Origin of the sequence: Suilimivivens sp., from assembly GCF_037359455.1 — a bacterium.
Lineage (GTDB): Bacteria > Bacillota > Clostridia > Lachnospirales > Lachnospiraceae > Suilimivivens > Suilimivivens aceti.
The window spans coordinates 1-13572 of record NZ_JAXXXI010000019.1 but is presented as its reverse complement, the minus strand read 5'-3'; the positions used below and the strand labels follow the sequence as shown (position 1 = coordinate 13572).

At 44.1% G+C, this 13572-nt stretch carries 11 protein-coding genes; 9 read left to right on the top strand and 2 right to left on the bottom strand.

Annotation, left to right across the window (positions count from 1 at the left end; translation table 11 throughout):
• The first annotated feature begins 6 nt into the window (after positions 1–6).
• The 4 genes from glgB (at position 7) to fliS (ending at position 6770) form a co-directional block, all read left to right on the top strand.
• The gene (gene glgB / locus WJQ40_RS02635) at positions 7–1923 is read left to right on the top strand and encodes a 1,4-alpha-glucan branching protein GlgB (RefSeq protein ID WP_337403027.1); all 1917 of its coding nucleotides are present in this window, start codon (positions 7–9) and stop codon (positions 1921–1923) included.
• Positions 1924–2012: 89 nt separating this feature from the next.
• On the top strand, positions 2013–5129 hold the full coding sequence (locus tag WJQ40_RS02630) for a DUF6240 domain-containing protein (protein ID WP_337537790.1): 3117 nt from the start codon (positions 2013–2015) through the stop codon (positions 5127–5129).
• 1 nt (position 5130) lies between these two features.
• A complete protein-coding gene (locus WJQ40_RS02625; RefSeq protein ID WP_337537789.1) occupies positions 5131–6261 on the top strand; it encodes a flagellin in 1131 nt (376 codons plus the stop codon).
• A 32-nt stretch (positions 6262–6293) separates the two neighbouring features.
• The gene (gene fliS / locus WJQ40_RS02620; RefSeq protein ID WP_262574207.1) at positions 6294–6770 is read left to right on the top strand and encodes a flagellar export chaperone FliS; all 477 of its coding nucleotides are present in this window, start codon (positions 6294–6296) and stop codon (positions 6768–6770) included.
• Here the strand turns inward: fliS and WJQ40_RS02615 are convergent.
• Positions 6732–7034, bottom strand: coding sequence for a YaaL family protein (locus tag WJQ40_RS02615; protein ID WP_118798760.1), 303 nt, complete (start codon positions 7032–7034; stop codon positions 6732–6734). The two genes, fliS and WJQ40_RS02615, sit on opposite strands and share 39 nt — an antisense overlap.
• 162 nt (positions 7035–7196) lie before the next feature.
• Here WJQ40_RS02615 and WJQ40_RS02610 point away from each other — a divergent pair, with 162 nt between their 5' ends.
• Positions 7197–7400, top strand: a complete 204-nt coding sequence (locus WJQ40_RS02610; RefSeq protein ID WP_317246627.1) for a pro-sigmaK processing inhibitor BofA family protein — start codon at positions 7197–7199, stop codon at positions 7398–7400.
• A 7-nt stretch (positions 7401–7407) separates the two neighbouring features.
• Here the strand turns inward: WJQ40_RS02610 and WJQ40_RS02605 are convergent, their stop codons facing one another.
• The gene (locus WJQ40_RS02605; RefSeq protein WP_337537788.1) at positions 7408–8700 is read right to left on the bottom strand and encodes a glycoside hydrolase family 125 protein; all 1293 of its coding nucleotides are present in this window, start codon (positions 8698–8700) and stop codon (positions 7408–7410) included.
• Between the two features lie 232 nt (positions 8701–8932).
• On the opposite strand from WJQ40_RS02605, the gene WJQ40_RS02600 reads away from it, so the two are divergent.
• The 4 genes from WJQ40_RS02600 (at position 8933) to WJQ40_RS02585 (ending at position 13446) form a co-directional block, all read left to right on the top strand.
• Positions 8933–10144 (top strand): ROK family transcriptional regulator, encoded by a 1212-nt coding sequence (locus tag WJQ40_RS02600; protein ID WP_337537787.1) that lies wholly within the window; start codon positions 8933–8935, stop codon positions 10142–10144.
• A 53-nt stretch (positions 10145–10197) separates the two neighbouring features.
• The gene (locus tag WJQ40_RS02595) at positions 10198–10362 is read left to right on the top strand and encodes a hypothetical protein (RefSeq protein ID WP_337403011.1); all 165 of its coding nucleotides are present in this window, start codon (positions 10198–10200) and stop codon (positions 10360–10362) included.
• 94 nt (positions 10363–10456) lie between these two features.
• On the top strand, positions 10457–11314 hold the full coding sequence (locus tag WJQ40_RS02590; RefSeq protein WP_337537786.1) for an AraC family transcriptional regulator: 858 nt from the start codon (positions 10457–10459) through the stop codon (positions 11312–11314).
• A gap of 179 nt (positions 11315–11493) precedes the next feature.
• A complete protein-coding gene (locus WJQ40_RS02585; protein WP_337537785.1) occupies positions 11494–13446 on the top strand; it encodes a beta-L-arabinofuranosidase domain-containing protein in 1953 nt (650 codons plus the stop codon).
• Positions 13447–13572 lie beyond the last annotated feature (126 nt).

Genomic DNA, 13572 nt, shown 5'->3' with positions numbered 1-13572 from the left:
TTCTGCATGGAAAAGAAAAAACAGACCGGGGGAACTGTATTTATTTCAGAAGCAGACCAGTATTTATTTGCTCAGGGTACACATTATGATATTTATAAAAAGCTGGGTGCACATCCTTCAGTGGAGAATGGAAGAAAGGGAACTTTCTTTGGTGTATGGGCACCGAATGCTGCCAGCGTACATGTGATTGGTACCTTTAACGGCTGGAACGAAGAGGCAGCACCTATGACAAAGCTTGGTGCGGGTGGAATCTGGACGGTTTTTCTTCCGGGTGTAGGAACAGGGGAGCTGTATAAGTTTCTTATTACGGCACCTTCCGGCGAGAAGCTATATAAGGCAGATCCTTTTGCCAACAGCGCAGAAATGCGCCCCGGGACTGCATCAAAAACGGTTGATATTTCCGGCTATAAATGGACAGACGATCTGTGGCTCAGGGAACGTGAGGAAAGGGACTATTATAAAGAGCCGCTGGCAATTTATGAATGTCACATCGGTTCCTGGATGAGACATCCAAGACCGGAAGAGCAGGGCTTTTATAATTACCGTGAATTTGCAGACAGAATCGTAGAATATTTAAAGGAAATGAAATATACCCATGTGGAGCTGATGGGTATTGCGGAGTATCCCTTCGATGGCTCCTGGGGTTATCAGGTGACCGGATACTATGCACCTACAGCACGATATGGAGATCCACAGGACTTCATGTATCTGGTAAACAAGCTTCACAGGAATAAGATCGGTGTGATCCTGGACTGGGTACCGGCACATTTTGCAACAGATGCACATGGACTTGGCAGATTTGACGGGCAGTGTATTTTTGAAGATCCGGATCCGAGGAAGGGCGAGCATCCAGACTGGGGTACCAAGATCTTTAATTATGGAAAGAATGAAGTTAAGAATTTCCTGATCGCCAATGCATTATTCTGGATCAAGGAATTCCATATTGATGGTATCCGTGTGGATGCAGTGGCATCCATGCTGTATCTGGATTATGGCAAGAAGGATGGCCAGTGGGTGCCGAATAAATATGGCGGGAATAAGAACCTGGAGGCAATTGAATTCTTTAAGCATCTGAATTCAGTAGTGAGGGGTACATATCCCGGATTTATGACGATTGCTGAAGAGTCAACCGCGTGGCCTGGTGTTACACATTCTATTGAAGAGGACGGTCTCGGGTTCAGCTTTAAATGGAATATGGGCTGGATGCATGACTTTTGTGAATACATGAAGCTGGATCCTTATTTCCGTAAGGATAACCATTATGCAATGACCTTTGCCATGAGCTACAATGAGAGTGAGCATTATATCCTGCCGCTTTCCCATGATGAGGTAGTCCACCTGAAATGCTCCATGGTAGAAAAGATGCCAGGCTACAAAGTAGATAAATATGCCAATTTAAGACTGGGTTACACTTATATGCTTGGACATTCCGGCAAGAAGCTGCTTTTCATGGGACAGGAATTTGGACAGGAAAGAGAATGGAGTGAAGCAAGGGAGCTTGACTGGTTCCTTCTGGAGAATGATCTGAATAAGGGTATGCATGATTATGTGAAAGAGCTTTTGCAGATCTACCGCAAATATCCCTGCCTGTATGAAAACGATAACAGCTGGGCAGGCTTTGAGTGGCTGAACTGTGATGACAAGGACAGGAGTGTATACAGCTTCTTCCGTAAATCAGAGAATGGAAAGAATGAACTGTTATTTATTCTGAATATGACTCCCATGAAGTGGGAGAATTACGTGGTTGGAGTACCGAAGAAAAAGAAATATAAGCTGCTTCTGAACAGTGACGATACGAGATTTGCGGGAAATGGAAATGTGATCCCGAAAGAGCTTGCAGCAGAAGCAAAGCCGTGTAATAACAAGAAGTACAGTATTACATTTGATCTGCCCCCGTATACAGCAGCAATCTTTCTTTTTTAGAGGTTAAGAAAACAGAATATGTTACCGAAATAAAGGGTGAATGATATGATCATTCACCCTTGTTTTTTGCAAATAATAGGATAAAGGAAATGAGCATGAATATTATCTTTAACGGGACAGGACAGGATCCCAAGGCCTATTTGAATAAAGACAGGGAGACAACAGGATATCAGAAGGCTGACAGTACCAGAGAGGTATGTTCGGCCGGGTTTGCATTAGACATTTCTGGCACAGTTACGGATAACAGCGCTTACGCAGGTCACGGAAGGACCGCAGAAGAGGTTATGCAGAAAGCGGGTATGGAGGATATTACTGCCCGCAGGAACTATATGGCAGTGATGTCTAATTCTGTATCTGACGAAGATTTTGCGAAGCTTCAGGAAGAAGGCTTTCATCCGGGCAGTACAGAGATCGATACAGTTGTCACCATTGTTGACAAGATAAAAGCAGCTCTGTTAAAGGGAGGTACACAGGTTGTTGGTTATACTGATACCATAGACGGTGAAAGCCTTGCTAGAATCACAGGAAGTGAGAGCTTTGCCAGAGAGCTGCAGAAGCAGTTCGCAGAGCAGGACATTCCTCTGACAGAGGGGAATATAGAGGAGGCTGTAACGACCTATGAGCAGCTGTCTTCCGTTTCCACTCTGAATGAGGACACTATACGATATCTGGTAGAAAATCAGCTTGACATTACTCCGGAGAACATTTACTTTGCCATTCATGCAGGAGCAGCAGGAAGCGGCAGGATTGGACAGGGATACTACAGAGCCGGTGAAATGGATGGCTATTATGTAAAGAAACCGGAAACCGTGGAGTATGAAAGTCTCATGCCTCAGATTGAACAGGTGATACAGGAAGCAGGGCTTTCTGTTGATGAAGAATCTGTTTCCGATGCCAAATGGCTGATTGAAAGGGGGATACCTTTTAACACAGATAATCTGACAAAGCTGCATGAGCTGGAGAAAATGACGTTTCCCGTTTCGGAAGAGGATTTTCTGAAAGCGGCGGCAATCGCCATTTCTGATGGAAGGGCAGTACGCAATGCTGATCTGACTGCGAAGGAGAGCCTTCTGCAGCAGGCAGTAAGAATAGAGGAAAGTACGAAGGAGCTGACAGACCGGGACGCAGACAGGATCCTGATATCAGAGCTTCCTTTTCAGCTGAAGAATCTGTTTGCAATCCATGCAGAGAGCACAGGCTTGGAAGAGACTGCAGATCAGAGCAGCAGTGATTCTCTGCAGGGAGCAGGCATGAGTGCAGACAGGCTGCAGGCCAGAAGGTATCTTGAAGAGGTACGGCTTTCCATGACAGTCAGTGCCAATTTAAAGCTTTTAAGGAGCGGCTTCCAGATTGAGACAGCTCCGATGGAAGAATTGATCCGCAGGCTGTCAGAAGCAGGGATACAGGTGGATAGAGAGCTTACAGGAGAAACTGATCCGGTAAGAGCACAGGAAAAGGCAGGCTGGTACAGAGATTCCCTGCAGGCAGCAGAAAGCCTGAGGAGAGCTCCGGCAGCAGTGGCCGCGCAGATCGAGTCAGCTGATACACTGGAGGGAGCTGCACAGAAGAGCAAAGCTGTCCGTATCTCCATGGAAAAAGCCGGTGAGAAGTACGAAGAGCTGATGACAACTCCAAGAAAGGATCTTGGAGATTCCATAAAAAAAGCATTCCAGAATGTAGATGATATCCTGGCGGATATGGGTAAGGAGCTGACAGAAGAAAACAGGAAAACGATCAGGATCCTTGGCTATAACAGCATGGATATGACAGAAAAGAACTTTGAAAGGATCCGGGCATCAGAAAAACTGCTGCAGAATATTACAGACAATCTAAGACCGGGAGAGGTTCTTTCCATGATCAGGAAGGGGATCAATCCTCTTACTATGACGCTGGAGGATCTTTATACCTATCTGACGGGGCAGGAGCAGATGCCTGAAGAGGAGCTTGCCTCCTACAGTGAATTTCTTTATCACCTGGATCAGAAAAAGGAAATCAGTCAGGAAGAGAGAGATGCTTATATCGGTATTTACAGGCTTTTCCGTCAGATTGAAAAAGGGGATGATGCAGCACTGGGCGCTGTGGCAGATACTGGCAGGTCAGAAACCCTTGAAAATCTTTTATCAGCTGTGAGAACGGCGAAGAAGAAGCATATGGATTATAAAATTGGTGATGGGAAAGAGGTTATCGAAGCAGGTGACCTTACAGATTCCATCATTGCGCAGATCGAGCGGGGGTTTATCCATACAAGAAAAGAAATGCAGCAGGCATTCACAGAGAATGATGATCCGGCGGCAGATGAGCTGGCAGAAGGGAAAACGGCTGAAGGAGAAATGGCTGGAGGGGCAGAGAATTTCCGTGCAGCGGCCGCCAGCGAAGAAGAGATTTTCCGATATCTTTCAGACAATGGACAGCCTATCACGGCAGATAATCTGCTGGTGGCAGGAGAATTGCTGCGGACACCTGCAGAACTGTTCAAGGGTATCAGGGGTTTTGAAAGAGGAGCTCAGACAGCTGATAAAGCGAAGAAGGATCATGCAGACAGGACAGCCAGGGAGCCATCAGACGAAGCTGGTACAGACAGGATCAGTATAGAAGACCTTGGAGAAGAGCTATTATCCGGATTTACGACACAGGAGAGTGCAGGTAAGGCTTATGACCGCCTGGCAGATGTTCTGTCAGAGCAGATTGAAAGACAGGCCTTTGAGAACACAACAGATATCCTGGACGTAAGATATCTGCACAGTCTTTGCAGACAGGTAGGCTTTCTGAGATCTATGGCCAAAGAAGAAAATTATACTCTGCCGCTTCAGATAAATGGAGAGCTGACAGCGGTAAATCTGACTATGATCCATAAGGAGGGGGCGGAAAGTAAGGTTACTATCTCTCTGGAAACGGAAGCGCTTGGAAAGAATGCAGCGGAGTTTTCCTTTGGAAAGATGGGACTTACAGGCTGCAGCATCAGTCAGGAAAGACGTGCTGCAGAGAAGCTTTCCGGAGAGGCTGAGCTTTTCCGGCAAATGCTCTCTGAGGAAGAGATCCGGGCAGGAGACATTCACTTCATTACAGAAGAAACCCTGGATCCTGCCGGTTATGCGTTAAAGGCCGGATCTGGTAAGGAAAAAGGACAGACGGATGCAGCCCTGTACCGGGTTGCCAGAACATATATCAGTTTTATCAGACAGATAAGCAGAAAGGAATCAGAATAAGATGAAAATTAATTTTAATGCGTCCGCAGCAATTGCCAATAATGCACTGACAAGAAACGACAATAAGCTGGCGGCATCCCTGGGAAAGCTTTCCTCCGGCTATAAGATCACGCACGCCAAGGACAATCCGTCAGGACTTGCCATGGCCAAGAGAATGAATGCACAGATTGCGGGTGTTTCTGTTGCAACAGATAATGCAGGCGATGGTATTTCTGTGATCGAGATCGCAGATGGAACCATGTCAGAGATCCATGATATGCTGCAGCGTCTGAATGAGCTTTCTGTAAAAGCAAGTACAGGAACCCTGACGGAACAGGATCGTGAGATCATCAATAATGAAGCCCAGCAGCTGAAAGAGGAAATTGACAGAATCTCAGGAGAGGCTGAGTTTAATGGACAGAAGATCCTGGATGGATCCTTTGACCTGAAAGGGTATACCAATAACGTTGATGTGAAGGTTGCTTATTATGGAGATGAGGTTAAGGCGGGACAATATCAGGTGGCAGACCTGAAGATCGGTACGGATAAGGATGGCGACTTGGATTCGGCAAAGTCCTCTGTAACAATTACGGGACCCGGCGGACAGACTGTTGCCGGAGCAAAGATAAGTGGTGTAGACGGTAATATCGCCACGATCACCGGAGACAATGGATTTGAACTGAAGCTGGAGATCCGGAGCGGCATACAGAAGGATGATGTTACTACAGTTAACAATTTTAAGATGGAGCTTGCAGGCTTTGGCGCTATGGACACCCAGATCGGTGCTAATGAAGGACAGCAGCTTGGCATCCGTATTCCCAGGATTTCCTGCCTTAATATGGGAATCGAATCCCTGGATCTGACGACCGCAGAGGGGGCGACAAAAGCGATCGATCAGGTTGATGCAGCTATTAAATATGTATCGGAGGCAAGAAGCCGGATCGGTGCTTACCAGAACCGTCTGGAGCACACAGTCAGCAGCCTGGATATTACTTCAGAGAATATGACGGCAGCTTATTCCAGGATCATGGATACAGATATGGCGGAAGAAATGACAGAATATACAACTCTGCAGGTACTTTCCCAGGCAAGTACCTCCATGCTGGCTCAGGCCAATGAAAGACCTTCCCAGGTACTTCAGCTTCTGCAGTAAGTACAGATTTCTGACACATAGAGGGAAATGAAATGACGGATGAAAAGAAACAGCAGTATACGCTGAAAATATCTCAGGCAAGCCGGACACAGCTTGTAGTGATCTTATATGAAATGACACTGGATTATCTGAAGGAAGCAGAAGATGCGGCTGGCAACAGGGATGAGGCAGCCTTTCATACCGGTATCAAACGGGCAAGGGCATGTATCCACGAACTGAGCCACTCTCTGAATCATGAATACCCTGTTTCCGGAAACCTGCTGCAGCTCTATCTCTTTGCGGACAGGACGCTGATCCAGGCAGATGCCAGACAGGATGCCGCACTGCTAAAGGAGCCGGAGGATATGGTCAGAAAACTTAAGGATGCTTATGAGACTATCAGTGAGCAGGATGATTCCGGTGCCGTTATGGAAAACACGCAGGCCGTTTATGCAGGACTTACCTATGGCAGAGGAGCTCTGAACGAGAGCTTAGCTGATCAGGGTAGCAGCCGGGGCTTCCGTGTTTAAAACAGAAGCAGTAGTTTTTTCTTCAGGCAGCATACACAGGTGTGCTGCCTGTTCCATTAAAAATTTATAGCGCTTCAGCACAGAATTGACCTCGTAGATATAGCAGTCGATGAGATCCGGTTCTGTGACATTGTCAAAGCCCGCATATGCGATCTCCAGGGCTTTTTTTGTTTGCTCCAGATCAGAAAGAAGAGCATTTCTCTGTAGTTCTTCCTCCGAAAGGGTTCTGTTGGTATGGGAAGAAAATCCAAAATATGATTTCATGTGCAGCCTCCCAGATATTTCCTTTTGAAAAAAGTATAGTCCGGGTTCCTGGCTTTTATTCATAAATTACATGAAGAAACATATATAATTACAGGAGATGTCTGGCTGGCCTGGACATACAGACAGCTGGACTGGAGAGAGGACGGAGAAAGATTTAAAATAATGAAATTGATGGAAAAAATTTTGAATTTCATATTGCGGGGCATGGCAGGCTGTCTGCTTTTTTATCTGGGGAATCAGGTGCTTGGCAGCATCATGGAGGGGATCCACGTTGGCTATAATCTGATCACATTTTCTATAGCAGGTTTTCTTGGGATCCCCGGGGTGCTGGCACTGTATGGTGTGCAGTTTTATATGCTGCTGTGAACGGATGCTACATTTCCAGGTGGTAACCGCAGCAATCCAGGATCAGCTCACAGAATACAGAATTGGCCCATGAAAACCATGGACGGGTATATTGTGCAGGGTCATCTACCAGAAAAGCCTCATGCATAAGGTCAGTGCCTGCATCTGTATGAGTCAGCGTGTCAAGGAGCTGCTCACGCTCTTTGGCAGATGTAGTAGTCAGTGCCTGCATGGCGAGTCCGATATGCCATATATAACGGGCTGGTGTATGTGGGCTTCCAATGCCTTTTGCACAGGCTCCGGCATAATAATAAGGGTTTCTGTCACTGAGGATGATCTCTCTTGTGTTCAGATATCGCCCATCTTTCCTGTCGCAGTATCCGATATAGGGAAGTGACAGAAGGCTGGGAAGATTGGCGTCATCCATGATGTTATATTCGCCAAATCCGTCTATTTCATAAGCATAAAATTCTTTACTTTGACCAGGAACAATAGAAAGGGATTCTATTGCTTTCCGCAAATCTGAGGAAAACCGGTGTGCCTCTGCTGCTAACACAGAGTCATGATATATCTGCTCAGCTATTTCTGAAATATTTTCAAGAATAACGCTGGCGAGCATGTTGGAAGGAATTAAATATCCATAAGTACAGGAATCATCACTTGGGCGGAAGCCGGACCATATCAGCCCAATATTGCTTTTTACCAGTGCGCCCTTTCCATTTCTGGATAATGTGTCAGTGGGAACGCAGTTCATGCGTTCAAAGGTGTAGGGAGATTTATGCTCGTGATCCTGTTCTGTACGGAATACGGATATAATCGTTTTTGCGGATTTTAACCAGTCCATGGTAAAGTGTGCTGTATAACCGGTATTTTTCCAAAAGAGATAAGAGAGCTGGACAGGAAAACAAAGAGAATCAATTTCAAATTTTCTTTCCCATAATTCCGGCTTCATATCTGTTTTGTCGTGCTCCCAGCAATTACCATTTGCACACTCATTAAAAGCGTTGGCATAAGGATCTATCTGGATACATTGCATCTGCTTCTGGATCAGGCCGCTTATGATGTCGGCAATCTCCGGATCCTCTTTGGCAAAAAAGAGAAAAGGACGGAGCTGGCAGGCTGAATCACGAAGCCACATGGCTGGAATATCTCCGGTAATAACAAATATGGAACCGTCGTCCAGTACTTTTATGGTGGTCTGTAATGTATTGGAAATACAGTTTTCAAACATAACAGCAATTTTGCTGTCAGAACCAAACCGGTCTTTTACCTGCTGGATTGTCTGGTCAATGACAGGATAATGATCTTTTATAGTTATCATAATAAAGCACCTTTCCTTAATGATATTGTTTTTTGATTTTTCATAGGCATCCCATATTCATGCTAACAACGTATCCTTTCTAAAATTATCATTTATATACTCCTCGAATATAACATAAACGAAAAATAATTTAAACTATTTTATAAAAATCTTTTATAAAATAATTATGTAAATATAATTTACAAAACAGAGGGGGCGATGTTATGATGAGAAACAGAAGGGGGAATTGTAAATGAAAAATACGACACGGGTTCTGAAAGAAGCGAATAAATATCTGATCATGCAGACCATCCTTCAGTACCAGCCACTAACGATAGAAGAGATCGTACGCAGAACGATGGTCAGCCGGCCTACTGTTCTTGAGGTGATCAAGGAGCTGCAGGAGAATAATTATATCATCAAGGAAGGACAAGTCAAGAGTACGGGTGGAAGACCTGCGGATCTGATACTGATCAATGCAGAAGCCTGTTATGCAATAGGTGTGGATCTGGAGTTTGCTATCCATACGGCCAGACTTGCAGTAACAAATGCAGCCAGAAAAATTGTCGGTTCTAAAGAAATCCACTTTGAGGATGATGCAGATGCCGAAATGATCATGAAGAGTCTTATAGATGAAATTGGCAGCATGGTAAGGCAGACCGGTATCAGTATGGATCAGCTGGCAGGTATTGGACTTGGGCTTCCTGGAAATGTTGATGAACCAAACGGAATTTCTATTCACATTGAACGTATCAGAAACTGGGATGATATCCATGTCAGAGATATATTAGAGGAGAAATTCCATGTGCCCGTATATATCAAAAATGATGTCCATCTGCTGGCTGAGGCAGAACGCGAAAAATATATGTCATCTGATGTACAGGATTTTCTTTATATCGGACTTCGCTCCGGTATAGGAAGTGCTATTTTCTACCATGGACATGCACTGGACGGACGTCAGGGCAATGCAGGCTTTATCGGACATACGACGGTCAATCCGGAAGGACCCCTGTGCTCCTGCGGCAGACATGGATGTCTGGATGCATTTGCAAGTGAGATAGCAATGAACAAAGAATATAAAGCGCGGTGCATTAAGGCGGGAACTTATAATGCGGAAGAGGAAAGGCACCGGACAGTGCTGGATTTCATTGACAAGGCAGAAAAGGGAGAGGAAATCAGCTGCCAGATATTGAAGCAGTCTGCTTTTTATATTGGAATTGCTGTCGCAAATATGATCAAGACCCTGGAGGTTACGACAGTGATCATTGGTGGATATCCTCAGATTAAGGAAAGTGAATTCATAAAAGAGATCAAAGAAACAGCAAGGCAGTATATGATGAGAGGATATGAAAATGAAATTGATATCAGGGTCGGCTCATTAAAACAGGAGGAGTATCCCTTAGGGGCATGCTGTCATGTGTTAAGTAATATCTTTGAAAAGCCAAAGCTTTCGCTGAAGGTGTAACAAAGTGCGGTATTTGGCAAGGAAATTATATAAATATACTTTACTAAGAGCCTATGACACTGCCGCTTTCACAGCAGTACTTTTACGGAACATACAGTAATCAGTGGAACCTGATCTTAGCCAATTTCGTTATTTCCAGCATCCCTATTATTCTTTTCTATATCCTGATGCAGAAAAATATAGTAAAGGGAATAGCTGCCGGTGCCGTAAAGGGTTAGAGATCATACAAGTAAGGAAGGTAGTATGTGGATTATCTGCGCTGGAGGCAGATAAGAAGAAAGCCATTAAAAGAATGAAATGGAGGATTTGTCGATGGAGCATTTATTGAAGATACCCTGTACAGCTATGCCTTTTGTAAGTGAAGCAGATTATAGTGTGACGTTGGCACCGATGATCCATGCGGATCGGACAGCACCATTTCATGTGGCAATTTATTTATTACAGGGAAGCATGGAGATTATAGAGGACGGGATTCCTTATAGAATTATGCCAGATCAGGTTTTTTTCCTGAAAAGTGGTATTCATCATTGGGGGAATAGATCATTTGAAATAGGATCATCCTGGTATTATGCGCATTTTTATTGTGATGCTCCCTCATCCTGTATGGAGGAGCTTCCAAGAGGGATTTATTATGATGAAAGGATAAGCCTTAAGCCTTCTGAGAAGGATCGGTATTTCATTACTCTCCCCAAATTAATAAATTGTGAAGAGAAGACACAAATAAAGAGAAACTTTGAGAAAATGATAGAAGCTCATATTCATGGGAATATTCCACAGACATCCATCCGTCTATGGCAGATTTTCCTGGAATGTGCACAGAATGCACAGGATGATAAGGTGAGTAACGGTTATGTGGAGCAGATACAGAATTATGTGAGACAGCATTATATAGATGGATTTACCTCTGCACAGATTCAGGAAGCCTGTGGCTTGTCCTATAAATATGCAGGAACCCTGTTTAAGGAAGTGACCGGACAAACCATTAAGGAATATCAGTGCACACTAAGATTACGAAAAGCAGAACAGCTGCTGAAAGAAACCAATAAATCCATTACAGAAATTGCGCAATTGACAGGATTTTCGGACGTGTTTTACTTTAGCAAAATATTTCATAGAAAGAAAGGATGCCCACCCGGTGAATATCGGAAAACATATATACCCGGTATCTAGGAAAGCAGGTCGGAAAAGCTCCCGTAATTTGAGGCATGTTATGGTAAAATCGGAAAAAAGTACAAATTGTAAAGATTTTATTCCATTTTAAATTATGTAATAGAGGATTATTATACATAATATAGGAAGCAGGCAGAGCCGCCTGCTGAAAGAAACATGAATCAGATGGAGGGTATGTAATGGGTGATTTGCAATTAGTAAAGAAGTTTAAGGTAAATGATGGTTTTTTTGGCAGATATGAAAAGCTGGTCAAAGATGTAGTGCTTCCTTATCAGGAGAAGGCACTTAATGACCAGATTGAAGGTGCGGACAAAAGTCACTGTATTGAGAATTTCCGTATGGCTGCAGAGAAGCTGAAGACCGGAAAGTGTGATGGTGAGTTTTATGGTATGGTATTTCAGGACAGTGACGTAGCAAAATGGTTAGAGGGCGTGGCCTACTCTTTGACACAGTATCCGGATGCTGAACTGGAAAGACGCTGTGATGAAATTATTGATCTGATTGGCGAGGCACAGCAGGAAGACGGATATCTGAACACTTACTTTACCGTAAAGGCTCCGGAGAAAAGATGGACCAATTTGCAGGAAGCGCATGAATTATATTGCGCAGGACATATGATGGAAGCTGCCGTTGCCTACGCTGAGTGTACCGGTAAGGTTAAATTGTTAGATATTATGTGTGGTATGGCAGACCATATTTACAAACGTTTTATTGAAGATGGAGCAGAAGGATATCCGGGGCATCCGGAGATAGAGTTGGCATTATTACGCATGTATCGCTGCACTAAGAAAGAGAAATATAAGGAATTAGCACTTCATTTTATTAACGTGAGAGGTGTAGACAGTGATTATTTCTGCAAGGAAAAGGAAAGAAGAAAATGGACAGTATGGGGTGCTGATCCGGAGGACAAAGAATGCATGCAGTGTAATGCTCCGGTCAGGGAACAAAAGAAAGCTACCGGGCATGCAGTAAGAGCTGTATATTTATATACCGGAATGGCAGACGCAGCAATGGAAACTGGCGATACAACATTGACAGAGGCCTGCAAGACTCTCTGGAACAATATTACCCAGTGCAGAATGTATGTAACAGGTGGTATCGGTTCTGCTTATGAAGGTGAAGCTTTTACTGAAGACTATCATCTGCCAAACGATACAGCTTATGCGGAAACCTGTGCCGCAATCGGTTTGATTTTCTTTGCCAATAAAATGCTCTATCTGGAAAGAAATCGAAAATATGCTGATATAATGGAGCGGGCATTATATAATGGTGTGCTGGCAGGAATGCAGTTAGATGGAACCAGGTTTTTCTATGTCAATCCATTGGAGACCTTACCCGGTATTTCAGGGGAAGCAAAGACCCACAAGCATGCTCTTCCTGTAAGACCCAAATGGTTTGCCTGTGCATGCTGCCCGCCTAATGTGGCAAGAATGTTATCCTCTGTTTCTGAATATGCATGGCATTTGACCCAGGATACGTTGTTTTCTAATTTATATATTGACGGCACATTAGATTTAACAGAGAATTTTGGTGGTAAAATAATCTTAGAGACAGCCTACCCGTACAATCATGTTATTAGCTATAAATTTGCACCGGTAAAGGAAACTATGTATGTACCTTTAGCAATTCGTATTCCGGCATGGAGCAAGAACACGAAAATTCTTTTGAACGGAAAGCCTGCAGAGTATGAAATGAAATCGGGCTATGCATATATATTTGGAGAATACCGGGCAGAAGATATCATAACAATAGAGCTGGATATGGAAGTGAAAAGAGTATATACAAGCAGCCGGGTGGCAGCTAATACAGGAAAAGCAGCACTGCAGAGGGGACCGCTTGTTTATTGTGCTGAGGGTGTGGATAACGAAAATGACGTACTATCGCTAAGCCTGAAGAAGGACGGAAAAATAACGCTTAGCGAATATATGCCGGATAAATTATGCGGTATTCAGGAATTATATGCAGAAGGTTATCGGGAAGTCGTCAGTGATGACCTTTATAGCTATGATGCACCGGTAACAAAAGAATGTCAGATTACCTTGGTACCATATTATAGCTGGGGTAATCGCGGATTGAACCAGATGAGGGTATGGATTCCCGTAAACGTCAAATCCTGCGCCTTGGCTAATTAGTTTTTTTATGCCACACTCTAAATAACACGAAAAAACTATTAGTTTTTTAGAGGAGGCTAAAGCGCATGGATCAATTAACTCACACTGTCCGCAGGTCGAACTGGATAAACATCATTCGACAGTGCC